Origin of the sequence: Microvirga roseola, assembly GCF_020866965.1 — a bacterium.
GTDB classification, from domain to species: Bacteria; Pseudomonadota; Alphaproteobacteria; order Rhizobiales; family Beijerinckiaceae; genus Microvirga; species Microvirga roseola.
Genome location: NZ_JAJATX010000005.1, coordinates 1 through 25,343, shown reverse-complemented (window position 1 = coordinate 25,343; position 25,343 = coordinate 1). Strand labels below are relative to the sequence as shown.

Below are 25,343 nucleotides of genomic sequence, written 5' to 3'. Positions count from 1 at the left end.
ATCTCTTCAGGCTCGGAGCCAACCGGCTCCGGGCCCGAAGGCGCTGCTGTTTGATATCCCAGCCGCGTGCCTCGCGCGCCGCGGAGGACCGCGAAATGAGCGGCGGCCTGTGCTTTCCCTGCCCGCAGGGCCAAGGCACGGCCGGCACAGGACCCGGCCGGCAGCCGCTCGCACCGCACCCGGCGCGAGCGAGGATCGGAGTGGGATTGCGGCAGATCGCACCCGCATTCTCCACCCCTGTCTCTCCCGATAGGAATTGGGGAGCCGGCCGGTTTCAAATAGACGATGCGCCGCCTCGACAGGGCGTGTGCGGACGGCTAAAACCGGCCTCCGGCAAATCCTTTACGGGCTTCAAAAAGCCCCCTTACCTTAAGTTTGAGAACCCATGAGCGGCGTCAACGAAATCCGGTCGGCCTTCCTCGATTACTTCGCCAAGAACGGCCATGAGGTCGTGGCCTCGAGCCCCCTCGTGCCGCGCAACGATCCGACCCTGATGTTCACCAATGCCGGCATGGTGCAGTTCAAGAACGTCTTCACCGGCGTCGAGAAGCGGCCCTACAGCACGGCGGCGACGGCGCAGAAATGCGTGCGCGCGGGCGGCAAGCACAACGATCTCGACAATGTGGGCTACACGGCGCGCCACCACACCTTCTTCGAGATGCTGGGCAACTTCTCGTTCGGCGACTACTTCAAGGAGCGCGCCATCGAGCTCGCCTGGGGGCTGATCACCAAGGAGTTCGACCTTCCCAAGGACAAGCTCCTCGTCACGGTCTACCACGATGACGACGAGGCGGCGGACCTCTGGAAGAAGATCGCCGGGTTCTCGGATTCCAAGATCATCCGCATCCCGACCTCGGACAATTTCTGGCAGATGGGCGATACCGGTCCCTGCGGTCCGTGCTCGGAAATCTTCATCGACCAGGGCGACAAGCTCTGGGGCGGTCCTCCCGGCAGCCCGGAGGAGGACGGCGACCGGTTCCTCGAGTTCTGGAACCTCGTCTTCATGCAGTACGAGCAGATCGAGCCCGGCAACCGCATCGCGCTGCCCAGGCCGTCCATCGACACCGGCATGGGCCTGGAGCGCATCTCCGCCATCATGCAGGGCGTACACTCGAATTACGACACGGACCTCTTCCGCACGCTCATCGATGCGGTGGCCCACGCCACCGGCGTCGCGCCCGAGGGCGACCGCAAGGCCTCGCACCGGGTGATCGCCGATCACCTGCGCACATCGTGCTTCCTGGTCGCCGACGGCGTGCTGCCCTCCAACGAGGGCCGCGGCTACGTGCTTCGCCGCATCATGCGCCGCGCCATGCGCCATGCGCAGCTGCTCGGCGCCAAGGAGCCGCTCATGTTCCGCCTCGTTCCTGCGCTCGTGCGCGAGATGGGGCAGGCCTATCCGGAACTCATCCGCGCCGAGTCGCTGATCGCCGAGACCCTGCGGCTGGAGGAAACCCGCTTTCGCAAGACCCTGGAGCGCGGCCTGTCCATCCTGGACGAGGAGACCCGCTCCCTTTCGGAGGGACAGAAGCTCTCCGGCGAGACCGCCTTCACCCTCTACGACACCTACGGCTTCCCCCTGGACCTGACGCAGGATGCGCTCAAGCCCCGCGGCATCGGCGTCGATACGGATGCCTTCAAAGCCGCCATGGAGCGCCAGCGCGAAAAGGCCCGCGCGGCCTGGTCGGGCTCCGGCGAGGCGGCGACGGAGACCGTATGGTTCGGCGTCCGCGAGCGCACCGGCGCGACCGAGTTCCTCGGCTACGACACCGAGACCGCCGAGGGCGTCACGCTTGCCCTGCTCAAAGACGGCGAGGAAGTGCAAGAACTCAAGGCGGGCGAGACCGGACTCGTGGTGCTCAACCAGACTCCGTTCTACGGCGAGTCCGGCGGCCAGGTCGGAGATACCGGCATCATGCAGGGGGAGGGCGCGCGCGTTCGCGTGACCAATACCGAGAAGAAGCTCGGCGACCTCTTCGTGCACCATGTTCTGGTCGAACACGGCGCGTTGAAGCTCAATCAGCCGCTGGAGCTGATGGTGGATCACGAGCGCCGCTCGGCGGTGCGCGCGAACCATTCCGCCACCCACCTCCTGCACGAGGCCCTGCGCCAGGTCCTGGGCGACCACGTGGCCCAGAAGGGCTCGCTCGTCGCGCCCGACCGTCTGCGCTTCGACTTCAGCCATCCGAAGCCCATCGAGGATGCGGAACTGACGGAAGTGGAGGAGATCGCAAACCGCGTGCTGCTCCAGAACGAGCCGGTCGTCACCAAGCTCATGGCCGTGGACGAGGCCATCGAATCCGGCGCCCGCGCGCTCTTCGGCGAGAAATACGGCGATGAGGTCCGCGTCGTCTCCATGGGCAAGGACGTGGGCAACAGAACCTTCTCGGTCGAACTCTGCGGCGGCACGCACGTCAACCGCACGGGTGATATCGGCGTCGTCGCCATCGTCTCCGAGGGCGCGGTGGCCGCGGGCGTGCGCCGCGTCGAGGCCATGACGGGCGATGCCGCCCGCCGTCACCTCGCCGAGGAAAGCCGGAAGCTGCGCGAGGTCGCAAACCTTCTGAAAACCCCGGTCGACGAGGTGCCCTCGCGCCTTGCCACCCTGCTGGAGGACCGGCGCAAGCTGGAGCGCGAACTGGCCGAGGCCCGCCGCAAGCTCGCCATGGGCGGCGGTGCTGCGGGCGGCGATGAGCCGATCCGCGATGTGAATGGCGTGAAGCTCATGGCCCGCGCGGTCTCCGGCGTCGAGATGAAGGATCTCAAGAGCCTCGCCGACGAGGGCAAGAAGCGCCTCGGCTCCGGCATCGTCGCCATCGTCGGCGTGGCGGAGGACGGCAAGGCCGGCATCGTCGTCGGCGTCACGGAGGACCTGACGGAGAAGTACGACGCCGTGTCCCTCGTGCGCGTCGGCTCTGAGAAGCTCGGCGGCAAGGGTGGCGGCGGACGCCGCGACATGGCCCAGGCCGGCGGCCCCGACGGGGTGCAGGCCGAAGCGGCTCTCTCGGCCATCGAGGCAGCGCTTTCCGCCTGAGGCATCGGTCGAGGAGGGCTCGCCCTCCGCAATGGAAAATCGCGCCGTGAGCGAAGCCCTTCGCTCACGGCGCTTTCCTTTCTGCCCGGCCGGCTATGAGTCGAACAGCGTGCTCCAGCGCACGAAACGGAAAGAACATTCCTGATTTCACCTGCAAAAGCGCCTGCATTCGACTGTCGTTGACTTGACGGAAGGCATGATCTTTCCGATGCCCCGAACAGCATTCGGAACATCAGATCATGAAATCGTCTCTCGCCGTTTCCATCCTTGTCCTCGGCAGCATCTTCGGTATGGCGCAAGCAGTGGCGCAGGAACGCAGTTCAGCCCCGACCGTGCTCGTAATCGATGCTTCCAACAGCATGTGGGGCAGGATCGACGGGCAGCCCAAGATGGCGATTGCGCGGGATGCGGTAACCGCACTGGTCGAGGCGCTCCCCAAGGGCACGCGGCTCGGCGTCGTCGCCTATGGCCACCGCCGCTCGGGCGATTGTGAGGACATCGAGGTCGCGCTGCCCGTTGGTCCCGTCGACAGCTCCAAGGTGCAGGCCGTCGCCGGTCGCCTGACCCCGCGCGGCAAGACGCCGATCACAGCCTCCCTGAAGGAGGCGGCAAACCTGCTCGAGGCCGGAAAGCCCGGCAGCATCATCATTCTCACCGACGGAGTCGAGACGTGCAAAGGCGATCCCTGCGCTCTCGCCGAGGAGCTGAAGCGCAAGAATGCAGGCCTCGTTGCCCATGTGATCGGGTTCGATGTCTCTGCGGTGGAGCGCCCGAAGCTCGCCTGCATTGCGGAGCGCACCGGCGGCACCTTCCTGGCGGCTGCGAATGCGGGTGAACTCGGGGAGGCGCTGAAAGCCACAACGAAGGCCAAGCCCAAGCCGGCGGTGAGGACCCGTTCCATCGCTCTCGAAGCAACGGAGGCAGGACGTCCTGTGCCGCAGGCCCTCTTCACCATCGCCCGCAGCGGTGAGACCGGCGCGGTGGCCGAGCAAGTCTCCGGCGCGATCACCCTGCAGCCGGGGCGCTACCGGGTATCCGCCATGGCGGGATCCAGGACCGGCCGGAGCGAGGTCGAGGTTACGAAGGACAAGCCTGCGAAGATCGTCGTCGCGCTCGCCGGTGAACTTCCCGAGGCGAGCCTTCAGCCGGCGAAGACAAGCGTCCCGGCGACCGGCCTGCTCGATGTGCAATGGAGCGGCCCTGACGGGAAGGGCGACTACATTGCGCTGGGTCGCGCCAGCGGCGATCCGCTCGAAACCCGGCAGTACACCTATACGAGCGAGGGCAACCCGCTCAGCATTCGCATCCCGGGCGAGCCGGGCGAGTACGAACTGCGCTATGTCTCCGAGGAACTGGGCGCGGTCCTGGCCAGAGCGAAGATTGCGGTAACGCCGGTGGCGGCGACGCTCGACGCACCGGCCCAGGCCTCCGCCGGTTCCGCCGTGACGGTGAAAGTTGCCGGTCCCGGCGCGCGCGAGGACTGGGTGGGGCTCTCCAAGGTCGGAGCCGATCCGCTGGGGCAGCCCTTCGACTTCGCCTATGTGGAGGGGGAGGAAGCCGTGACCCTCACCCTTCCGCCGGAACCGGGCGCCTATGAGATCAGCTATGTCTCCGGGCTCGATCCCCGCGTGCTGGCGAAGCGTTCTATCACGGCGACCGCGGCGAGCGCTGCAATCCGTGCGCCGGAGCGCGGCATGGCGGGTTCGCCGATCAAGGTCGCCTATACGGGCAAGGGCAGCGGCAATTCCTTCGTCGGAATCGCCAAGCGCGGAGCTCCCGCCGCGGATGCCCTGGACTGGCGCACGCCCGACGAGACGCAGGAGGCGGAGCTGCGCCTTCCGGGGGTGCCGGGCGCCTACGAGATCCGCTTCGTGCTGGAGGCCCATGGGGTCAGCAAGGTGCTGGCCGCGAGCCCATTGATTGTCGATCCTCCTGTCGCGACTCTCACCGCCCCGGACCGGGCGGAACGCGGCGGCAGCGTGCCCGTCACCTTTACGGGTCCCGGCAGCGCGACGGACTACGTCACCATCGTGCCGGTCGGGTCGGCTCCCGATGCCTACGAGACCTTCCGCTACACCGAGGCCGAGGAGATGCCGCTGGCGCTTCAGGCCCCCGAGGAGCCGGGGGATTACGAGCTGCGCTACGTGATGGTGACCGACGATGCCGGCCATGTGGTCCTGGCGAAGCAGCCGATCCGGGTCGACTAAGCCTCACTCCCGGTCGGGGTGCTGGCGCGAGGCCATCTTCGCCAGCTCTTCCGGCGTCGCGTAATCCTCCGTCCGCTGCTCCGGTAGAGTGTGCAGCAACGTGAAGGCCGGGAGCCTGCTTTCGACCCCGTACTGGATCTCCGGCGTCACCCGGCCGGGATCGTCGAGGCTGCCGATGGAGACGGTGATGCGGTCGTTCTCCAGGTAGGAATAGGTCAGCGGCGTGCCGCAATCCCGGCAGAAGCCCCGCTCTGCGGCTTCCGAGCTTCTGAAAATCCCGGGCTCGCCCTTGGTCCAGACGAGATCCGCCCGCGGCACGCCGGTCAGCGGAGCAAAGTAATTGCCGAAGGCCTTCTGGCACATGCGGCAATGGCAGATGCTGGCATGAGTCGGTTCCGACATCAGCGCGTAGCGCACCGCGCCGCATTGGCAGCCGCCGGTCATGACAGGTTCGGACGAAGGGGCAGGCATGCGCGGCTCTCCCTGACGGAGTCGGTCAGTCGGCCGATCTTGGCTGAAAGGGCTACCGTGCGGAAGTCGGTTTGACCGCTTCGCGGAGTTCCTCGACCGTCACGTGGGTCTTCATGGCCAGCGCCCGCAAGGTGGCGTCTTCATCCCAGGGGCGCTGCCCGGCCCGGGCTTCTTCGTAGAGACGCCGATACTCTCGCACCGCATAGGCCAGGGGGCCCTCGCCGGAACGCTCTTGGTCGCTCATGTCCCAAAATCCTCCTCAGGGAAATCTTGTCCGTTCGTGGAACGAACCCCCGTCGGGACCAGGATGTTCCTTGGACGTGAGCCTCAGAGGTCGGGCGGGCCGCCGGCGCAGAAGGGGAAGGTCTTAGGGGCGAGGGCAGGTTTGCCAACTTTGAGGGCTGCGACGGTCTTCTCCGTGGTGCGTGCGCTTTTCGGAGCGCCTGCGGGCCAGGAGACCTGGTGCCAAGTGGCGGTCCAGTCATAGAGACGCGCGCCGGAGGAGGGCTTGTAGGTCAGCGTCAGGAAGCCCTTGTTCTCCGCGTGGCAGTGTGGGGAGGTCTTGTACTCCTGCGGCGTGAAGCAGGCGCGTACGATTTTGGAGCAGCTGAAGGGCACCGCCCCGAACAGAACCTGGTCGTCGCCGATCTCCGTCACCTGCGGGTCGAGCGCTACGAAATCGGCGGTCACGAACTGCGCGCCGCCGCCTGCATAGCCTTCCGTCTCCTCCTTCAGCACGGCGACGGCCCAGAGGTTCGGGCCGGCCGGGTAGAGGGCGGGGTGGATCTTGAGCCCATCGACCTGATCCTCCTGGCCCGAGACGAAGGGATGCTCCGCAAAGCTCCAGCGGTTCAGAAGCTCCCATTGCGCCGGAGCCTCCATGCGCAGATGGGCGAGCGTCCCTCCCACCATCACGGCGTAATACTCGGATCCCTGAGCGGTCTTGCGCTCGAAGAGGCGGGGCGCCTCCACCTTATTGCAGGTGAGGCCGGGCAGGTTGCAGATCCCCATGATCCAGTCGGGATCGAGGGAATCGAGATCCTTGACCTCCGTCAGGCGCACAGCCTGAGGCTGGGTCTGCGCATAGGCATCACCAGCGACAAGAAAGGACGCAGCGATCAGGGCAAGCCAGATGGCTTGGCGGCTTTGGCGCGACGCTGGAATAACAGGGCGATACATCTGTTTTTGACCTCTGGAAGGCTCCTCACATTCCGATAGCACGGATTGACGGAACAAGTCCGTCCAACCCCATCGACAGACAGAGAGAATGCTCGAGGTTGTGACACTCAAAGAATTAGAAATAGAGTTGCGTTTAGTTCGCGGTTCTGGAGGCGGAAATGGTCGAGACCGTACGGGAGATCGAGGAAGGCCTCATCGATGCGGGGTGACATCGGCATGATGTGGGCCGATTCCGGGATACTCTCCCTGTGGATCCGCCGGGACGACCTGCGCGCCCGCCGCTTCGAAAGGGCTCACCTGATCCTGCAGAGCCACTGAAAGGGCCGCACATAAGCTGCGGAAACATAGGCCTGCACTCTGGCTCGGAGGCGCTCTTAGACTGCCCTGCACAGCAATGAGCCAGTCCCGGATTGTAAAATTTACGAAATATTATAAATTTACAGCTATCCTGCACAAGGGCCTAAACGATGGCAACTTACGATCCTGTATCTAAGATCAGAATTAACTATCTTGATGGTGACCGGCTTCATGTGGCAGTCGGCGGGACCGTCAGTATAGATGCCGGTTATAGGGCGACTTACACGAACTCTTACCTTGAGCCCATCGAGGGGGGCAAGGTACGGTTCATAAGTTTGGCCCGGAGACAGAACTGGACTTCCTTCAGATCCGGGTCGAGGGGGCGAACGACTTCGATCATCTGGTGGCTCAGGCTTCTGATAAGGTCTCGTTCTCGAACGGCCTCGCAGTCGGCAGCAAGATTTCGGTATTCCTAGCGGGCTATGGATTGACCGAAGTCGGCGAGGTCGATGCTGCTTCTACACAGAACAACGTCATCATCAAATTCGCTCCCTCGGCTTCCATTCATGGTGTCGGAGAGATCGTCGGCGCTTGAAATACAGGAACTCAGCCGACGATCAGTCCTATTCGGCTGAGCGTGACATCGTCGTGTCTCTTCAGACGAAGGAGGGCGCAAAAATCGAGGCTACTGTCGATCTGACGGTTCCAACCGGAAAGACGATAACCTTCCTCGATAAGTACGACGAGAATATCGTCGGCAGTGAAGGCAATGATGTTTTCGTCCTTAACGCCCTTGACGGCGGAGATCTGACGAACTTCGACACTGTCGATGGGCGCGGTGGTTACGACGTCCTGAACGTCAACACGAGCATAGCCAATCTCACTGGTATTCGGAATATCGAGCAGGTCAATGGCGTCGCAGGCCTCGAGCATTTCGATATTGCCGTAGAGGAGTTTCGTAGTCTGCAGGTTATAGACCTGAAGGATGTGGGCAGTTTCACAATCCATGGCAGTGAAATCGACCTCCGTAACAAATCTCTGCAAGGCGTCAGCGAGATCGGTGTGTACTCCTTTGAGAATGGAGGTTCATGCACGGTCACCGTGGATAGCGGTACGGTCGCAACTATGCTCTCTGGCAACTCGTACAATGACAAAGTCATTCTGACTCAAGGCAGGTTATCAGCTGAAATGCGTGCCAAGATGTACAGCAACGGCATTGAGGACATCGACACGCCGGTGGCTTTCGCCGATAAGATCGGGACAAGCACAAAAGACACCCTTAAGGGCAGCCGCGGCGACAACGTTCTAAGTGGCGGCGCTGGATCCGATACCCTGCTTGGAAAAGGCGGGCGTGACTTTTTCCTCTTCGATGCCGATCTGGGGAAAAAGAATGTCGACGTGATCAAGGACTTCAAGCGTAAGTTCGATAAGATCATGCTTGATCGTGATGTCTTTCTTGCGCTTGAGAAGGATGGAAAGCTGACAAAGGCGTCCTTCCACCAGGGTTCCAAGGCTCACGATAAGACTGACCGGATCATCTATGACAACAAGACAGGAGCCCTCTATTACGATGAGGATGGGCGCGGCGGTGATGCTGCAGTGAAATTTGCGACACTGTGGAATAAGCCTAAAGCTTTGAGCCACCACGACTTCTTCATCGCTTAATCCTACCGCGAGAGAGGAGCCGGTCCTCATTGCAGCCGGCTCTTCTCTTCACGCTGATCGAGAGTCAATCGCTGTGAACCCTGGCAACGCTATTGGAGCGTGTCGCAGAATCTCGGCTTCGGCTGGTGGGCTGCGCTCAGAAGGCTTCGGTCCGAGCGCTTGAGAGGGTGCTGAATGCCGTAGAGGTCGAGCAAGGAGTGGATGAGTTCGTCCGACTGCACCGGCTGCCCGAGGTTGGACCGCAGTGCATCCACCTTGCCAGCCTGTTCCTGCCTCCAGGCCGAGCCAAGATAGAACAGCAGCGGGATCTCGTACATCTGGCGTGGACCCCGGTCGTCCAGGTGACCGAACATGCTGGTTCCTTCGCCAACCACCTCGCCATGATCCGAGAGGTACGTGACCGTGACGCGATCGATCTTCTTGGCCTCTCGGATGATCTCGCTGACGATGTGATCGTTGTAGAGATTCGCATTATCGTAGGCGTTGTAGACGCCGATCCGCCATTCGTTGTGGCCGTAGGCCACAAACCGCGCATCCATGCCTGCAAGATCGTTGAAGACCTGGTATTCGGCCGGGTAGCGCAGATCGTACCCCTCATGCGTTCCGAGCAGGTGAACAACGATGAAACGACGCTGGGTCGAGTCGTCGGACAGGATCGTCTTCAGGATCGGCAGAAGCTGTCCGTCGTAGCTCACGCCATCCGCCCAGCCGCGCATGTTGGTATAGTGCTGCTCGTCGGCATGCAGGGAGAAGATGCCGGCCCACCTGTCTTGCTTGCCGACGATCTGTTGGTTGGACAGCCAGTACACCTTGAAGCTGCCGGCCTTCATGATCTGGGTCAGGCTGGGGCCCTCCGTGAGAAGGCTCGGATCCTCGCGAGTCGCGAAGGTGAAGAGCTCTTTCACCTGCGGGGCCGTTTGGCCCCGCGAGGAACAGGCATCCGTCGCGACCTCGAGCTCCGGCGAAAGCCGGTCCAGCTCCGGCGTGGTCTTGCGGCCGTAGCCATAAAGCGACATGTGCCTTCTGGTCGTCGACTCCCCGAGAACGAGAATATGCGTCGCGGGCCTGCCGTCCTCGATTGCCACGTTCGAGGGCAGGTTGTCCGCCGTGTTCGCGAGAAGCCTTTTCACTTCGTACGTTTCGTATAGTGCCTGCGCACTCGTCCCGATCATCAGCATGAGCTGGTTGTTCTGCCAGAGATATCCTCTGGTCGTGCCGACATAGGTCATGCAGGCCATCGTTGCGGTCCCAAGAGCGACTGCGGTGAACCTGATCCAGGCAGAATAGGGCCAGGCCGGTGGGGACGGGTACCGGAAGAGGGCAAGCGCCAGGGGAGCGGTTGCCAGAACACCAGCCAGGTAGGTCGTGGATGAAGCAACCTGACCGGTCGCCAGGAGGTATTCTTGCGCCTCTTGCCACGTCGTGTCGATGACGGCGTAGAATGACGAGAGCCCAATTAGCTGATGATAACGTGCGAAATGAAAAAACGATATGAAGGTAAACAGTATGGATATCAGAATCGAAAATTTGATGATGATGTGCGCTAAAATTCGCGGCGTGAATCCAAGTACGATGATGAACGCAGAAAATGTTGCTGCATTGTAGAAGATCGATACAGGCATTCTGTACCACATCTTGCCGCCTTCAGGTCCGGTCAGGACAAGAAGCGATATTGCAACCGAGGGATAGACTAGCAAGGCCAGAAGCAGCAGACAGGCTCTGCTCTGCTCGTAATATGGCGTCAGAAAGCGCTGATAGGACGACCATCCGCTGTGTCTGATGGGAGCCGACGTATCGAAAATCCAAGACATTGAAAATCCTGCGGCAACGTAGCTGGCAAATGAAGATTGAAATTACAATCTTAGGTTACGTTAACAATGCCTCTGAGGACGTACTACGCTCGTTCGGGCGGCTTGAGCGGCCGTCAAGATGAGAATTCGAGCCCGGGTAGGCGGTCGTTAGCCGCCGAAAGTCGGCGTTGGACTTATAAGGGCGGATCTAAAGAGGTATTCGCAGTGCACGGAACTGCGGCACTTGGTAATCCCGATATCCATCGCAAGGACGCGGCTCGCCAGAACCTGTAGGCTCTTTTGGCGACGAGCATTATCCTTTCGAGTGTTTCTCGGTTGATGCCCAGCTGTTACCCTGATTTCTTCCGGATTTTACAGCCGAGCGTCCGGTGCGGCCCATGGCTTCATTTGCTAGATCCTGGGGGGACATTCACGCAGTGCTTGCAGGCAGCGAATTCGCTTCGGGTCGTGCTCAAGCTCCAACATTTAGCGGGCAGGGCACCAAGGGACGCCGTCTCCTGATCGTCTACAATCCCCATGCCGGAAGGGGGCGGCGGAAGTACCTGTCGGCCGTGTTGAGAGCGCTCAGGGGCGAGGGGAGCCGGATCCGCCTTCGCAGGACGGACTGCGCCGGAGCCGCGGAGGTGATCGCACGCGCAAGCGGACCTGACGTCGACGCCCTGGTGGTGGCGGGTGGCGATGGTACCATCAATGAAGCCATCAATGGCCTTTTGAACTGCGAGAAGAGTGTGGCACTGCCGACATTGGGACTGATCCCGATCGGCACTACGAACGTGCTGGCCCGGGATCTCGGCCTTCCGAGGAATGCGAAGGCCCTAGCGCGGCTTCTCGCTCATGGCCCCGTCTGCGACATTTATCTCGGGCGGTCCAACGGGCGGTTCTTTGCTCTCATGTGCGGGGTCGGGCTGGATGCACGCGTGGTCGACCGCATAAGCCTTCGCCTGAAGCGCAGGCTCGGCAAGCTCGCCTATGTCCTGCACGGTCTGCGTGAGCTCGCCCTCCATGCGCCTCGCCGCTACCGGGTTCTCGTCGACGACTCCCAGATGTTCGAGGCCAGCTCGGTCGTGGTGGCGAGGAGCCGCTTCTATGCCGGGGAGTTCCAGCTCGCTCCTGAGGCCTGTCTGCACAAATCCGAACTCCAGGTCTGTCTGTTCCAGCGCGACGGCCGGTGGAGCGCATTGCTCTACATCCTCGGCATGGCCACAGGGCTTCTCACGCGAACACCGGGCTATCGGACGCTACCGGCGTCCAAGGTCCTCATTACGGGATATGACGGTGATCCGGTTCAACTGGATGGCGATTCCCGTGGGACGCTCCCTCTCAATATCGGCCTGTGCGAGCGCCCGATCTCCGTCATCGCACCCTGAGGCTGGTCGGCCTCCCGATGAAGGGGCCGCTAAAAACAAATGGCCGGGACATGCCCGGCCATTTGCAATCAGCGGAAGGGAAAGCTCTTTTACGCTGCCATTGCCTTCTTGAGGTTCTCGTCGATCTTGTCGAGGAAGCCGGTGGTGGAGAGCCACTTCTGCTCGGCGCCCACCAGCAGGGCGAGGTCCTTGGTCATGTACCCGGACTCGACCGTGTCGACGCAGACCGTCTCGAGGGTCGCCGCGAACTTGGCGAGATCGGCATTGTTGTCGAGCTTGGCGCGGTGCGCGAGGCCACGGGTCCAGGCGAAGATCGAGGCGATGGAGTTGGTGGAGGTCTCCTTGCCCTTCTGATGCTCCCGGAAGTGGCGGGTCACGGTGCCGTGGGCGGCCTCCGCTTCGACGGTCTGGCCATCCGGCGTCATCAGCACGGAGGTCATGAGGCCGAGTGAGCCGAAGCCCTGAGCGACCGTGTCGGACTGCACGTCACCGTCGTAGTTCTTACAGGCCCACACATAGCCGCCCGACCACTTGAGGGCCGAGGCCACCATGTCGTCGATGAGGCGGTGCTCGTAATGGATGCCGGCGGCGTCGAACTTCGCCTTGAACTCGTTCTGGTAAATCTCCTCGAAGATGTCCTTGAAGCGGCCGTCATAGGCCTTGAGGATCGTGTTCTTCGTGGAGAGATAGACCGGATACTTGCGGTTCAGGCCGTAGTTCAGGGAGGCGCGAGCGAAGTCGCGGATCGACTCGTCCAGGTTGTACATCGCCATGGCGACGCCGGCGTCCGGGAACTTGAAGACTTCCTTCTCGATGACCGTGCCGTCCTCACCCTCGAACTTGATCGACAGGCGGCCCTTGCCAGGCACCTTAAAATCCGTGGCGCGGTACTGGTCGCCGAAAGCATGACGGCCGACGATGATCGGCTGGGTCCAGCCGGGAACGAGACGCGGAACGTTCTTGCAGATGATGGGCTCGCGGAAGATCACGCCGCCGAGGATGTTGCGGATCGTGCCGTTGGGCGACTTCCACATCTCCTTCAGGTTGAACTCCTTCACGCGGGCCTCGTCCGGCGTGATCGTGGCGCATTTCACGCCGACGCCGTACTTCTTGATGGCCTCGGCCGCCTCGACCGTGACCTTGTCGTTGGTGGCGTCGCGGTGCTCGATCCCGAGGTCGTAGTACTTCAGGTCGATATCGAGGTAGGGGTGGATCAGCTTGTCCTTGATGAACTGCCAAATGATGCGGGTCATCTCGTCGCCGTCGAGTTCGACGACCGGATTGGCAACCTTGATCTTCGCCATGATCTCACCTTGCGCTTAAGGGCTGGAACGATCCTGCCATGGGGCAGGATGGTTGCCGGGGGCTATAGCGCGGTTGAGGCCAGTGGGGAAGGGCGGGGCGCGGAATTCACCGTCGCCTGGAACTGCCGGTTCTTTCCTCAGGATCCACGCAGGGTGCGGTGCTGAAAAGGGAGTTGGCGGCGGCGGCCTTGTTCCGCAGCGTCTCCTCGGTCCTGGGATTTCTGACGATGGCCGCAGTCGCCTTGAGAAATTCGTTGTTGCAGGGGCAGGCGTTCCTTCCCATCCGCTCGTAGCAGATGTCATGCGCCCGGCAGGCGGCATCGAGAGCATCCTCAGGCGCAGCCCGGCCTGCATCGCCTACTCCGCACCAGTTTCCATGGAACAGGGCGGATTGCGGTTGGACAGGCCAGGCGGCAGACTCGGCCGCTGCGGGCAGAGCCAGGAACAGGGCGATGGTCATGCAACGCAACCAGAACGCAATGAGGCTCCGTTCTTCAGCGCAATCTCCCGGGCGACGGCAAAAGCGACGGGGATAGGCCGAAGTTCCTCCCTGCGGCAGGAATTCACGCCCGGTGCGCTGCCACACGGTGAGGTAAGCTTGGCCGTGCTGAAACCTGTGTATTCCGACGCGATTGCCCCAACGTCAGGTACAAATCCGTTGACTCGGGGCATGTTATTCCATTCATCTCGTCGGACTGTTTACCTATTTATCCACTGGGGAGCTGAAATGCGTCTTGCCATCGTTCTCGGAGCTGCCGCTCTGGTCCTTGCCGGTTGCCAAACGGCCGAACAATCCATGCAGAATGCCGAATCCGTCTGCCTTGAGGCCGGCTTGAAGCCCGGCACCGCCACCTATGCCCGCTGCGTGAATGCAGGCTATCGCAACAACGTTGCGCAGTCGAACGCGGCCGCCAATCAGGCTGCCGTCGGTGCGGCTGCCGGCGTTGTTGGCGGTGCCGTCCTCGGCGCGGCCGTGGCTCGGCCGAGCTATTACTGCGGTTGGGGCGGTTGCTGGTAAGCGCAGTCGAAAGACCCGTCAGGAAGGCCCCCCGATTCGGGGGGCTTTTTGTTGGATAGGCGAAGGGCGATAAAGCCTCCATTCGCGGGCCTCGCACCTTTACGGCCGATGAACGGCCCGCCCGGCCACCGTTAAGCCTGATTGTTGCATCGTGATGCTGAAACGAGAGCTTAACGACCCTGTGGCACAACCGGCGCAACATGGTCGGCAGCCCTCGGCGAGGGCGGCCAGGAACGTGGTTCAGCGGAGGCTATGATGGCAAGGATCTACGGGGACGACTGGGACAACGACATCGACGGCTCCGACTACTCGGACATCATCTACGGGTATGACGGCGACGACCTGATCTATGGCTATTACGGCCATGACGACATCTACGGCGGGGCCGGCGACGACTACCTGAACGGCAGCGCAGGTTCGGACGATCTCTATGGCGGCTCCGGCTATGACGATCTCCTCGGCGGCTCCGGTCATGACGACCTCTTTGGCGGATCGGGGCTCGACGACCTGTCGGGCGGCACGGGCGACGACCTGCTCTCGGGCGGTACCGGACGCGATACGCTGAAAGGCGGCAGCGGTGAGGACATCTTCGTCTTCACGAAGGGCACCTCCGGGATCACCACCAGCAAGGCCGATGTCATCTCCGACTGGAACCGCTCCGATGACTGGATCGACCTGTCGGTCAAGGGAACGCGCTCCAATTACCGCGAGAAGGCGACGACTGCGACGTCCATAACGTCGGCTGCCGACATCGCCGATTACTATTACGGCGACACGGGCGTGACTCACGTCTTCCTGTACAATTCCAGGAAGGACACTGGTTACCTGTTCTCCGACCTCAATGGCGATGGGCTCTTCGAGACGGGCGTGACACTCAAGAACGCGGGCTACTCGTCCGACATGAGCTATCTCTACATCATCTGAGATCGGAACTCCTTCGGATCGATCAACGATGCGGCCCTAGCGGCCGCATCGCTTTTGGCGCTATGGGAGGGCGCAAGCCATCCCACCGCCACATCGTTCAACGCCATGCCCCGCCCGATCATCATCCTCGTGGAACCGCAACTCGCCGAAAACATCGGCATGGTGGCGCGGGCCATGGCCAATTTCGGGCTGTCGGAGCTGCGCCTCGTCTCACCGCGCAACGGCTGGCCGAAGAAGGGGGCGCATTCGGCGGCCTCGGGGGCGACGCATATCCTCGAGGGCGCAAGGCTCTTCGACGATGTCCGCGGGGCGATTGCGGACCTGAACTATGTCTTCGCCACCACGGCCCGGGAGCGGGGGCAGATGAAGCGGGTCTTCGCGCCGGAGGCCGCCATGACGGAGGCACGGACCCGGATCGGAGCAGGGCAGGGCGTCGGCATCCTCTTCGGGCGCGAACGCACGGGGCTGGAGAACGACGAGGTATCGCTGGCGGACGCCATCGTCACCTTCCCGGTCGACCCGAAGTTCTCCTCGCTCAATCTGGCGCAGGCGGTCCTGCTCGTATCCTATGAATGGTACAAGCTCGAGACCGGTGGCGCGTTGCCCTTCGCAGGGGAGCGGCTCTCGCCGCCTGCACCACGGGAGATGGTCCTGTCCTTCTTCGACTATATCGAGACCGAGCTCGATGCGGTGAATTTCTATCCCGAAGACAAGAAGCCGACGATGACCCGGAATATGCGGGACATCTTCCACCGCCTCGAGTTGACCGAGCAGGACGTGCGGACACTCCGCGGGGCGATTCGCGCGCTTGCGGAAGGGCGCCGGTTGAGAAAGCCTTAAAGATCTTCTGCTTAGATGAGGAAAATAGGACGCATGATGCGTCCGTTCCTTCGACCAGAGATCGCCGATGCGCCGCTCACTGATCCTGCTCCTCCTCCTCGGCTCGTGCCTTGCCGCGCCGGCCGCTCAGGCGACAACGCCTCCGAGGCAGCCTGAGAAGGGGCCGGGCGGAGCGGATTACAAGGTGCCCGAGGTGTCGAAGCGTGCGGTAGGAACCGCCAGCGCCGCCACTTACGTCTTCCACAGCACGGGCGCTCCGTCCCAGCCCCGGCCCGTGGTGGTCTTCATCCATTCCTGGGGCGCAGCCAACCCATCCTTCTATGGCGGCTGGATCGAGCATCTCGCCCGCAAGGGCAATCTTGTCCTCTTCCCACGTTTCCAGGAAGTGAACCGCACGAAGCCTGCGGATGCAGCGAAGTACGCAGCCGACTTGATCCGCAAGGCGCTCGCCGCCCTGGCGGACGATCCCGAGGCCAAGCCTGATCTCAGCCGCGTCGCCTATATCGGCCATCTCGCCGGCGTGCCTCTCTCGCTCAATCTCGCGGCCGGAGGCGGGCAGGAGGGGCTGCCGACCCCGAAGTTGATCTTCGGCCTTATGCCCGGCGGCATCGCCTCCAACGAGAAGGAGCGGGGAATCCTGCTCGACGATCTCTCAACAGTCGACGGCTCGACCATGCTCATCCTCATGAGCGGAGACCGGGAGCATCTTCCTGCCGACCGGGCGTCCCGGCGGCTCCTGCAGGAGACCACGGCGATCCCGGCGACCCGTAAGCTCTTCATGCGGGTGGGGTCGGACGATCACGGCTTCCCGGCTCTCACCGCGACCCTGGCCTCGCCCGGCTCGCCCAAACCCGAATACGATGCGGCCTCGATCAAGCTCCCGCCCGATCCGCCCCGCGATCCCAAGCAGAAGAACACCTGGCGCTGGAGCGCCGACATGGCGCTGACTGGACCCCAGACCATCCTCACCCAGCAACTCGGCAACAACGTCACCGACGCGCTGGACTACCTGGCCTTCTGGAAGACTTTCGACATGGCCGCCGACGCCGCCTTCGCCGGCAGGGATGCGGCCTCTCTCGTCCGAACCCCCAAATTCGTCGACATGGGCGTTTGGGACGACGGCTGGCCCGTGCGCCGCCTCTCGGCCCAGATGCCCAAGGTGGAGGGGCAACAGGAGAAGCAGGAGCGCGGTCCCCGGCGCAAGCTGAACATGACGCCTCCGGAAACCAAGCAGGGACTGTCCGACTTCATCAACAGCTTGCGTTCGTAAGGTGGCGTCATGCGTGTCGATCTTCTGGCCGGAGCGACCTATCTTCCAGCCGTCATGCCCTCACCGGTCCCCACGATCCTCGTCTTCGATTCGGGCCTTGGCGGCCTCACGGTCTTTTCGGAGATCCTGAAGGCCCGGCCCGACGCCCGCTATGTCTATGCGGCGGACGATGCCGGCTTCCCCTATGGCCACCTGAGCGAGGCGGTGCTGGCGGAACGGGCCGTGGCTGTGATGGAGCGGCTGATCGGCCTCTACGATCCGACCCTCGTGGTGGTGGCCTGCAACACGGCCTCGACCATCGTACTGCCGCCCCTGCGGGCGCGTTTCTCTGTGCCCTTCGTCGGCACCGTTCCCGCGATCAAGCCGGCGGCGCAGACGACCCGGACCGGATATGTTTCGGTGCTGGCCACCCCCGGCACGGTTGCGCGGGATTATACCCGCGACCTGATCGAGACCTATGCGGCAGGCTGCAGGGTCAATCTCGTCGGGTCCCGTCGCCTGGCGGGTTTCGCGGAGGCGGAGCTTGCCGGGAGCCCTGCTCCGGATGAGGAGCTTCTGGCTGAACTCGGGCCCTGTTTCGTGGAGGATGAGGGCGGACGGACCGACGTGGTGGCGCTGGGCTGCACGCACTACCCGCTGCTCCTGCCGCGCCTTGAGGCCCTGGCCCCCTGGCCCGTCACCTGGATCGACCCGGCCCCGGCCATCGCCCGCCGCGTCACCCAGCTGATCGGTGCGCCGGTTCCGGGCCATGAAGCCGACGAGGACGAGGCCATTGCCGTCTTCACCGGTGGAGCCGGCATCAGCACGCCGCTGCGCGAGGCCCTGCGCGCCAAGGGGCTGCCTCTCGTGACCGTCGAGGACATGCCGCTCCTCCTGGGTTGAAGCGTTCGATTGACTTTCCCTCGCTTTTCTCATAAGTCCCAACCGTTCGCGCGGTCCTGACGGGCCGCGTAACTTTTTACGCACCCGTGGCCCGGCTCCGGCCGGCCTGTCGTCCCTTCGGGGAAGAGGAGGGCGCGTTCCTCGAAACCGTTCGACAACAAGAGGAACCGCGATGTCGAAGCGCATTCAGGCCAAGCACAAGCTTGACCGCCGCATGGGCCAGAATATCTGGGGCCGCCCGAAGAGCCCCGTGAACCGCCGCGAATACGGCCCCGGCCAGCACGGCCAGCGCCGCAAGGGCAAGATGTCCGACTTCGGCACGCAGTTGCGCGCGAAGCAGAAGCTCAAGGGCTACTACGCCAACATCACCGAGAAGCAGTTCCGCCGGTACTACGCCGAGGCGATCCGCCAGAAGGGCGACTCCGGTGAGAACCTGATCGGTCTGCTCGAGCGCCGTCTCGACGCGGTCGTGTACCGCGCGAAGTTCGTCGCGACCCCCTTCGCCGCCCGCCAGTTCGTCAATCACGGCCACGTGAAGGTGAACGGCCGCCGCGTCAACATCCCGAGCTATCTCGTGAAGGCCGGCGACGTGATCGAGGTGAAGGACAAGTCGAAGCAGCTCGAGGTTGTCGTCGTTGCGAGCCAGCTCGCCGAGCGCGACGTGCCGGACTACATCGAGGTCGACCACTCCAAGATGACGGCCCGCGTGACGCGCATCCCGACCCTGTCGGAAGTGCCGTACCCGGTCCAGATGGAGCCGAACCTCGTGATCGAGTTCTATTCGCGCTAATCGCCGCGAACTCGGAATCGAAAAGGCCGCCCACCGGGCGGCCTTTTTGCTTGTCTGAGCTTACTGTTGCTGGGCAGGAGCCTGCGGGCCGCCCGGACCCATTCCTCCGGGTCCCATACCACCAGGACCCATGCCGCCTTGGCCCATCATGCCCCGGCCATGGTGCATGCCGCCCCTGCGGCCGTGATGCTCGCCGCCGCGGCGTCCGCCACGCTCACGCCAGCCCATGCCGCCGACAGCGGTCTGCAGGAGGCGCGGGGCGATGCGCTTCTGGTCCTCGCTAAGGGTGTTCCAGAGCGGGCGCAGGGCGGTTGCCAGGGAGCTCGCCCGCTGGGCATTCTCGGTCATCATCGTGCCGCGCCGCTCAAGGCGCTGCATGAAGTCGAGGTCCTGGCGCTGCTCGCGGTTCGCCCGGAACTGCTGCATGCGGTCGAAGCGCTCGTTGGCGTTCTCGCGGATCGCGACCTCGACCGGCTGCCAGAGATTTTCCTGCTCGGGCGTCAGCTTCAGCCCGGCCTTGATGGCTGCGACTCGGGCGTCAAGGAGGCGGCTGAAGTCGTCCTGCGACAGGCCACGCGGACCCCGACGGTCGGTCTGCTCCTGCTGCTGCCCGGCTGCCGGAGCCTGAGGCGTACCTTGCGCCGGCTGCTGCTGCGCGATGGCAAAGGTGCTCGTGGCTGCCACGAGGGCTGCGGTTGCGAGGATCGTTATCTTCTTCATGGGATCTGCTCCTTGATGAGTAAGGATAAGCTGATCCCAGTCTGCTCTCGCCCACGTGACCGGCGCATGAACTTTTCGTCATGTGGGAGAGGGGGCTCCCCTTACAACCGTTTCAGGAACCCCGCAAAGCGCATCAGCCCCTCAGGCCAGGGGCCGTAGCCGCTGGCCGTATTGAGGTGTCCGGCATCGCCCGCATCCACGAAGGCGGAGCCCCAGGCATAGGCGATGTCCTCCGCCTTGCCGTAGTCGCAGAAGGGGTCCGTCCGGCTGGCAACGAGGACCGAGGGAAAGGGCAGGGGATCGCGCGGGATCGGCGCGAAGGCGCGGTCGATGGCAGGCACGAACTCGGGCCGCTCCGCATCCGGCAGTCCGACCAGGAAGGCGCCCTGGACCTTGCCGGGTTCGAGCCGCGGAGCCGCGTGGGCGATGGCCAGCACCCCGAGGCTGTGGCCGACCAGAACGATGGGCTTTCTGGCGCGCTTCACATCCTGGGCGATGCGTTCCACCCAGGCGTCCTTATCGGGAGCGTCCCAGTTTTCCTGCTCGACCCGCCAGGCGCTGGAGAGCTGGCGCTCCCACCGGCTCTGCCAGTGGTCGGGACCGGAATTTTCATAGCCGGGAACGATGAGGATGTCGCAATCGGAGGTTTTCATGCCTCGGGAGGTAAACGTCCGCCGATCCGCATTCAAGCGCTCCGCTTCATTTCCAGGGATTCCTCCGCCTGCCTCAAGATCGCTTCCCGTTCGGCGATGTAGTCGCGGGTCAGGGGCACCACGTCGTTGCGCCTTGCGAGCTGCACCTGGAACACCACCGCATCCTGCCAGCGGAAGGCGGATTCCGACATGGCGAGGTAGCACTCCCACATCCGGCAAAAGCTCTCGTCATAGAGGCGCTTGACCTCCTCGCGATGGGCTATGAAGCGCTTGCGCCAGGCTTGAAGCGTATAAGCGTAGTGGAGGTGCAGGATCTCGATGTCGGTCACGACGAGCCCTGCGCGCTCGATGGACGGCATCATCTCCGACAGGGTGGGCAGGTGCCCGCCGGGGAAGATGTACTTGGTGATCCAGGGATTGGTGGGGGAGGGTGCTCCGGTGCGCCCGATCGTGTGGAGGAGCATGACGCCGTCCTCCTTCAGGAGCTTCCGGCAGGTCCGGAAGTAATCGTCGTAGGACGGCACGCCCACATGCTCGAACATGCCGACCGACACGATACGGTCGAAGGTGCCGGCGGTCGAGCGGTAGTCCTCCAATTCGAAGCGGACGCGGTTGAGGATGCCCGCTGCAGCCGCGCGCTTGCGTGAGACATCAAGCTGTTCCTCGGAGAGCGTCACGCCCCTGACGGAACCCGCCTCGGCAACCTGCGCAAGATAGAGCCCGAGCCCGCCCCAGCCGGAGCCGATATCGAGGACGCTATGGCCTTCATCCACCAGGAGCTTGGCCGCGATATGCCGCTTCTTCGCCAGCTGCGCCTCTTCGAGGCTCGCATCGGGGTGGTCGAAATAGGCGCAGGAATACTGTTTGTCGCTGTCGAGAAAGAGGGAATAGAGCCGCCCGTCGAGATCGTAATGGTGGGCGACGTTACGCTTCGAGCGGGAGGCGTCGTTCTCGTTCCGCCGGATCATCCAGGCGCGGACCTTGCGCAGGCGGCGGAGGGGAAGCTCGTCGAGCTCCCCGCGCGTGTCCTGGAGCAGGAGCTGGAGAAGGTCCAGGATCGTGCCCTTCTAGATGATCAGCCGGCCGTCCGTGAAGAGTTCCCCGAGTTTGAGTTCGGGGTGGAGGCAAAGAGCCATCTGGGCCGCGGCATCCGTAAGCCGAATCGCCACCTTCGGCTCCTGCCCGTCGCCGAAGGTCATGGCCTTCCCCCCGGCTGTCGTCAGCTCAAGGGTGCCGTGCCGGACGGCCCGCGAGAACGCCTCGCTGAGAAGTTTCTCCGACAGCATGGTGCAAATCCCCGTGTCGTGATCTCCAGACCGGGGATTGTTGCGCACTAGGCAAAAATGTCCAGCCCCAGCGGGGCCGAAAGCTTGGCCTTTTAGCGGCTCCCGAAGACCCGGGTGAAGATCGTGTCCACGTGCTTGAAGTGGTACCCGAGATCGAAGCAGGCCTCGATTTCCTCGGGCTTCAGGTACTTCGTCACGTCCGCGTCGGCCTTCAGCAGGGTCAAGAAGTCGCCTTCGCCGCGCCAGACCGGCATGGCGTTGCGCTGGACGAGCCTGTAAGCGTCCTCGCGGGAGGCTCCCTTTTGCGTCAGCGCCAGCAGGACCCGCTGGGAGTGAACGAGGCCGCCGAGGCGGTCCAGGTTCTTCTGCATGTTCTCGGGGTACACCACCAGCTTGTCGATGACGCTGGTGAGGCGCGCGAGCGCGAAGTCGAGGGTCACCGTGGCGTCGGGACCGATCATGCGCTCGACCGAGGAGTGGGAAATGTCCCGCTCGTGCCAGAGCGCCACGTTCTCCATGGCCGGAAGCGCATAGGCGCGCACCATGCGGGCGAGACCCGTCAGGTTCTCGGTGAGCACCGGGTTGCGCTTGTGCGGCATGGCGGACGAGCCCTTCTGTCCGGCGGAGAAGAACTCCTCCGCCTCCAGCACCTCGCTGCGCTGCAGGTGGCGCACTTCCGTCGCCAGCCGCTCGATGGAGGAGGCGATCACGGCCAGGGTCGCGAAGAACATGGCGTGCCGGTCGCGGGGGATGACCTGGGTCGAGACGGGCTCGATCTGGAGACCCATCTGCTCGGCCACGTACTCCTCGACCACCGGGTCGATATTGGCGAAGGTGCCGACCGCGCCGGAAATGGCGCAGGTCGCGATCTCGCGCCTTGCCTCGGTCAGGCGCAGCTTGCAGCGCTCGAACTCGGCATAGGCCTGGGCGAGCTTGAGCCCGAAGGTGGTGGGCTCCGCATGGATGCCGTGGGAGCGGCCAATGGTCGGCGTCATCCTGTGCTCGAAGGCGCGACGCTTGAGGGCCGCGAGCAACTCCTCGATGTCGCGCAGGAGCAGGTCGGAGGCGCGGGCGAGCTGCACGTTGAACGTGGTATCGAGCACATCCGACGAGGTCATGCCCTGGTGGACGAACCGCGCCTCGGGGCCGACGATCTCCGCCAGATGCGTGAGGAAGGCGATGACGTCGTGCTTGACCTCACGCTCGATAGAGTCGATGCGCTCCACGTCGAAGAGGGCCGTGGAGCCCTTCTCCCAGACCTTTTCCGCTGCCTCCCGTGGCACGACGCCAAGATTGGCGAGCGCCGTCGTGGCATGGGCCTCGATCTCGAACCAGATGCGGAACTTGGTTTCCGGCGACCAGATGGCCACCATCTCGGGACGGCTGTAACGGGGGATCATGGCTTCACACTTCCACGCGGGTGATATGCCCGCGCGGTAGCACGATCGCCCTATGATCTCAACGCGCCTTCTCGGCCGCCGCGCGGATGGCGGCCATGTTGGCGGCGTAGGCGTCCGGGCCGCCCTTGAAGGTGGCGGAGCCGGCGACCAGCACGTTGGCGCCGGCGGCGGCCACGAGAGGAGCGGTTTCCGCGGTCACGCCGCCGTCGATTTCGATGTCGATGTCGCGGCTGCCGATCATGGCCTTCACCCGGCGGGTTTTCTCGCAGACCGATCCGATGAAGGCCTGACCGCCGAAGCCGGGATTGACCGTCATGAGCAGGACGAGGTCCAGCATGTCGAGCACGGGCTCGATGGCGGATTCATGGGTGCCGGGGTTCAGCACCACGCCGGCCTTCTTGCCCAGTGCCCGGATGGTCTGGAGAGAGCGGTGCAGGTGCGGGCCCGCCTCCGCATGGATGCTGATGACGTCTGCCCCCGCCTTGGCGAAGGCTTCGAGATAAGGGTCGACCGGCGCAATCATCAGATGCACGTCGAAGACCTTCTTCGTATGCGGACGAAGCGCCTTCACGATATCGGGCCCCAGCGTGATGTTCGGTACGAAATGCCCGTCCATGACGTCGATGTGGATCCAGTCGGCACCGGCGGCGTCGATGGCGCGAACCTCCTCTCCGAGTTTGGAGAAATCGGAGGCGAGGATCGAGGGGGCGATGAGGAGCGGGCGTGTCATGAGCGCGCCGGTAGCACGAGCCTGTCCCGACGGCAACGGGACATCGCACCGTTGGCATAAACCATTCTAAGACCACTCCCCTGGGGAGAGGCCGTTTTGGCTCCCGAAAGGCATGGACGGCTCTCGGTGATCGGGAGTAAACAGGCAGCTTAACAGGATGCATAGCGGTCTTTCCTCCCGCACCGGAGGAGGCCGGAACGGGGCAAGGGTCTCATGCGTAAGGATGTGGTTGTTCTTGGCGCCGGCATCGTCGGCGTGTCGATTGCCTTGCACTTGCAGAAGCGCGGGCGCTCCGTCCTGCTGGTGGACAAGCGCAAGCCCGGCGAGGAGACCTCCTTCGGCAATGCGGGCCTGATCCAGCGCGAGGGCGTCTATCCTTACGGCTTCCCGCACGATTTCGGCGCGCTCCTGCGCTATGCGCTCAACAATACCATCGACGCCCATTACCACTGGTCCGCCATCCCGAAGCTGGCGCCCTTCCTGTGGCAGTACTGGATGCATTCCCGTCCGGCGCAGCACAAGGCGATTGCGCGGATGTACGCGCCGCTCATCGAGCGCAGCGTGACCGAGCACATGGTTTTGGCGGAAGAGGCCAAGGCCACGAACCTGATCCGTCACACCGGCTGGATGAAGGTCTTCCGCGACGAGAAGAGCCGGGACGAGCAGTTCCGCGACGCCGAGCAGGTGAAGCGCGATTTCGGGGTCAATTTCGATGCCCTCGACACTAGGTCCGTCGCCGAGCGCGAGCCGCACCTGAAGGTCGAGACCAAGGGCGGCATCCACTGGACGGATCCGGCCTCCGTATCCGATCCCCATGCGCTCACCATGGCCTATGTGGGCCTGTTCGAGCGTCATGGGGGCGAACTCGCGGCGGGCGACGCCAGGCCTCTGGAGGAGACCGCGACCGGCTGGCGCGTGCAGACCGAGAACGGGCCGGTCGAGGCCGGCTCCGTCGTCGTGGCGCTGGGCGCCTGGGCCGATGTGGTGACGAAGCGGCTCGGCTATAGCCTGCCGCTGGCGGTCAAGCGCGGCTACCACATGCATTACAAGCCGCAGGGCAACGCGGTGCTTAACCGGCCGACCCTCGATTTCGACCGCGGCTATTTCCTCGCTCCCATGGCGAAGGGCGTCCGCCTGACTACGGGTGCGGAATTCGCCGACCGCGATGCGCCGAAGTCGCCGGTTCAGCTCGGCCGGGCCGAGCCCATCGCACGGGAGTTCTTCCCCCTCGGCGAGCGGCTCGATCCGGAGCCCTGGATGGGTATGCGCCCCTGCACGCCTGATATGATGCCTGTCATCGGCGCTGCACCCCGGCACAAAAATCTCTGGTTCGGCTTCGGTCACGCCCATCACGGCCTGACGCTAGGTCCCGTGACGGGACGCCTGCTGGCAGAAATGATCACGGGCGAGACACCGGTGGTCGATCCGAAGCCGTACCGAGTGGACCGGTTCTAGCACTACAGTTGCAGGTTTAGAGTTCTAATTACCTCCTGAT

23 protein-coding genes and 1 pseudogene are annotated in these 25,343 nt (G+C 63.6%); 13 read left to right on the top strand and 11 right to left on the bottom strand.

What is annotated here, in order from left to right; all coding sequences use genetic code 11:
- Positions 1 to 385 precede the first annotated feature (385 nt).
- The gene (gene alaS, locus LG661_RS05060) at positions 386 to 3,034 is read left to right on the top strand and encodes an alanine--tRNA ligase (RefSeq protein ID WP_230530788.1); all 2,649 of its coding nucleotides are present in this window, start codon (positions 386 to 388) and stop codon (positions 3,032 to 3,034) included.
- A gap of 239 nt (positions 3,035 to 3,273) precedes the next feature.
- Positions 3,274 to 5,241 carry a vWA domain-containing protein gene (locus tag LG661_RS05055; RefSeq protein ID WP_230530787.1) on the top strand — a complete coding sequence of 656 codons (1,968 nt, stop codon included), beginning with the start codon at positions 3,274 to 3,276 and terminating at the stop codon, positions 5,239 to 5,241.
- A gap of 3 nt (positions 5,242 to 5,244) precedes the next feature.
- Here LG661_RS05055 and LG661_RS05050 read toward each other — a convergent pair whose 3' ends face one another.
- The 3 genes from LG661_RS05050 to LG661_RS05040 form a co-directional block, all read right to left on the bottom strand.
- Positions 5,245 to 5,712, bottom strand: coding sequence for a GFA family protein (locus tag LG661_RS05050; RefSeq protein WP_230530786.1), 468 nt, complete (start codon positions 5,710 to 5,712; stop codon positions 5,245 to 5,247).
- 52 nt (positions 5,713 to 5,764) lie between these two features.
- Complete coding sequence (locus LG661_RS05045; protein ID WP_230530785.1) at positions 5,765 to 5,956, bottom strand: hypothetical protein; 192 nt, start codon at positions 5,954 to 5,956, stop codon at positions 5,765 to 5,767.
- An 83-nt stretch (positions 5,957 to 6,039) separates the two neighbouring features.
- Positions 6,040 to 6,891 carry a hypothetical protein gene (locus LG661_RS05040; protein ID WP_230530784.1) on the bottom strand — a complete coding sequence of 284 codons (852 nt, stop codon included), beginning with the start codon at positions 6,889 to 6,891 and terminating at the stop codon, positions 6,040 to 6,042.
- A 198-nt stretch (positions 6,892 to 7,089) separates the two neighbouring features.
- On the opposite strand from LG661_RS05040, the gene LG661_RS05035 reads away from it, so the two are divergent.
- The 3 genes from LG661_RS05035 to LG661_RS05025 all read left to right on the top strand — a co-directional run bounded on the left by LG661_RS05035 (position 7,090) and on the right by LG661_RS05025 (position 8,853).
- A complete protein-coding gene (locus LG661_RS05035) occupies positions 7,090 to 7,209 on the top strand; it encodes a DUF1963 domain-containing protein (RefSeq protein ID WP_230530783.1) in 120 nt (39 codons plus the stop codon).
- Between the two features lie 382 nt (positions 7,210 to 7,591).
- Positions 7,592 to 7,783 carry a hypothetical protein gene (locus tag LG661_RS05030; protein ID WP_230530782.1) on the top strand — a complete coding sequence of 64 codons (192 nt, stop codon included), beginning with the start codon at positions 7,592 to 7,594 and terminating at the stop codon, positions 7,781 to 7,783.
- Positions 7,780 to 8,853 carry a calcium-binding protein gene (locus LG661_RS05025; protein ID WP_230530781.1) on the top strand — a complete coding sequence of 358 codons (1,074 nt, stop codon included), beginning with the start codon at positions 7,780 to 7,782 and terminating at the stop codon, positions 8,851 to 8,853. Before LG661_RS05030 ends, LG661_RS05025 begins: the two co-directional genes overlap by 4 nt.
- Positions 8,854 to 8,942: 89 nt before the next feature.
- Here LG661_RS05025 and LG661_RS05020 read toward each other — a convergent pair whose 3' ends face one another.
- The gene (locus LG661_RS05020) at positions 8,943 to 10,082 is read right to left on the bottom strand and encodes a phosphoethanolamine transferase (protein WP_230530780.1); all 1,140 of its coding nucleotides are present in this window, start codon (positions 10,080 to 10,082) and stop codon (positions 8,943 to 8,945) included.
- Between the two features lie 959 nt (positions 10,083 to 11,041).
- On the opposite strand from LG661_RS05020, the gene LG661_RS05015 reads away from it, so the two are divergent.
- Positions 11,042 to 12,031 carry a diacylglycerol/lipid kinase family protein gene (locus LG661_RS05015; protein ID WP_230530779.1) on the top strand — a complete coding sequence of 330 codons (990 nt, stop codon included), beginning with the start codon at positions 11,042 to 11,044 and terminating at the stop codon, positions 12,029 to 12,031.
- An 89-nt stretch (positions 12,032 to 12,120) separates the two neighbouring features.
- On the opposite strand, the gene LG661_RS05010 is transcribed toward LG661_RS05015, so the two are convergent.
- Entirely contained in the window at positions 12,121 to 13,335 is a 1,215-nt protein-coding gene (locus LG661_RS05010) for an NADP-dependent isocitrate dehydrogenase (protein WP_230530778.1), read from the bottom strand.
- Positions 13,336 to 13,441: 106 nt separating this feature from the next.
- Positions 13,442 to 13,795, bottom strand: coding sequence for a phospholipase A2 family protein (locus LG661_RS05005; RefSeq protein WP_230530777.1), 354 nt, complete (start codon positions 13,793 to 13,795; stop codon positions 13,442 to 13,444).
- 267 nt (positions 13,796 to 14,062) lie between these two features.
- On the opposite strand from LG661_RS05005, the gene LG661_RS05000 reads away from it, so the two are divergent.
- The 6 genes from LG661_RS05000 to rpsD all read left to right on the top strand — a co-directional run bounded on the left by LG661_RS05000 (position 14,063) and on the right by rpsD (position 19,059).
- Positions 14,063 to 14,353, top strand: coding sequence for a hypothetical protein (locus LG661_RS05000; protein ID WP_230530776.1), 291 nt, complete (start codon positions 14,063 to 14,065; stop codon positions 14,351 to 14,353).
- Positions 14,354 to 14,608: 255 nt separating this feature from the next.
- Positions 14,609 to 15,277: a calcium-binding protein gene (locus tag LG661_RS04995; RefSeq protein WP_230530775.1), complete on the top strand. Its 669-nt coding sequence runs from the start codon at positions 14,609 to 14,611 to the stop codon at positions 15,275 to 15,277.
- Positions 15,278 to 15,382: 105 nt separating this feature from the next.
- A complete protein-coding gene (locus tag LG661_RS04990) occupies positions 15,383 to 16,117 on the top strand; it encodes an RNA methyltransferase (protein ID WP_230530774.1) in 735 nt (244 codons plus the stop codon).
- 67 nt (positions 16,118 to 16,184) lie between these two features.
- Positions 16,185 to 17,387, top strand: coding sequence for a dienelactone hydrolase family protein (locus LG661_RS04985; protein WP_230530773.1), 1,203 nt, complete (start codon positions 16,185 to 16,187; stop codon positions 17,385 to 17,387).
- Positions 17,388 to 17,396: 9 nt separating this feature from the next.
- Positions 17,397 to 18,269 (top strand): glutamate racemase, encoded by an 873-nt coding sequence (murI, locus tag LG661_RS04980; RefSeq protein WP_230530772.1) that lies wholly within the window; start codon positions 17,397 to 17,399, stop codon positions 18,267 to 18,269.
- Positions 18,270 to 18,441: 172 nt separating this feature from the next.
- Positions 18,442 to 19,059, top strand: a complete 618-nt coding sequence (gene rpsD / locus LG661_RS04975) for a 30S ribosomal protein S4 (RefSeq protein ID WP_230530771.1) — start codon at positions 18,442 to 18,444, stop codon at positions 19,057 to 19,059.
- Positions 19,060 to 19,119: 60 nt separating this feature from the next.
- Here the strand turns inward: rpsD and LG661_RS04970 are convergent, their stop codons facing one another.
- The 5 genes and pseudogenes from LG661_RS04970 to rpe form a co-directional block, all read right to left on the bottom strand.
- Positions 19,120 to 19,779 carry a Spy/CpxP family protein refolding chaperone gene (locus LG661_RS04970; RefSeq protein WP_230530770.1) on the bottom strand — a complete coding sequence of 220 codons (660 nt, stop codon included), beginning with the start codon at positions 19,777 to 19,779 and terminating at the stop codon, positions 19,120 to 19,122.
- Positions 19,780 to 19,880: 101 nt separating this feature from the next.
- Complete coding sequence (locus LG661_RS04965; RefSeq protein ID WP_230530769.1) at positions 19,881 to 20,432, bottom strand: RBBP9/YdeN family alpha/beta hydrolase; 552 nt, start codon at positions 20,430 to 20,432, stop codon at positions 19,881 to 19,883.
- A 32-nt stretch (positions 20,433 to 20,464) separates the two neighbouring features.
- Positions 20,465 to 21,718: pseudogene (locus LG661_RS04960) on the bottom strand (class I SAM-dependent methyltransferase).
- Positions 21,719 to 21,810: 92 nt separating this feature from the next.
- Positions 21,811 to 23,118, bottom strand: coding sequence for an adenylosuccinate lyase (gene purB, locus LG661_RS04955; RefSeq protein ID WP_230530768.1), 1,308 nt, complete (start codon positions 23,116 to 23,118; stop codon positions 21,811 to 21,813).
- Between the two features lie 58 nt (positions 23,119 to 23,176).
- Complete coding sequence (gene rpe / locus LG661_RS04950; protein ID WP_230530767.1) at positions 23,177 to 23,848, bottom strand: ribulose-phosphate 3-epimerase; 672 nt, start codon at positions 23,846 to 23,848, stop codon at positions 23,177 to 23,179.
- A gap of 213 nt (positions 23,849 to 24,061) precedes the next feature.
- Between rpe and LG661_RS04945 the strand changes: the two genes are divergently transcribed.
- Positions 24,062 to 25,303 carry an NAD(P)/FAD-dependent oxidoreductase gene (locus tag LG661_RS04945; protein WP_230530766.1) on the top strand — a complete coding sequence of 414 codons (1,242 nt, stop codon included), beginning with the start codon at positions 24,062 to 24,064 and terminating at the stop codon, positions 25,301 to 25,303.
- Positions 25,304 to 25,343 lie beyond the last annotated feature (40 nt).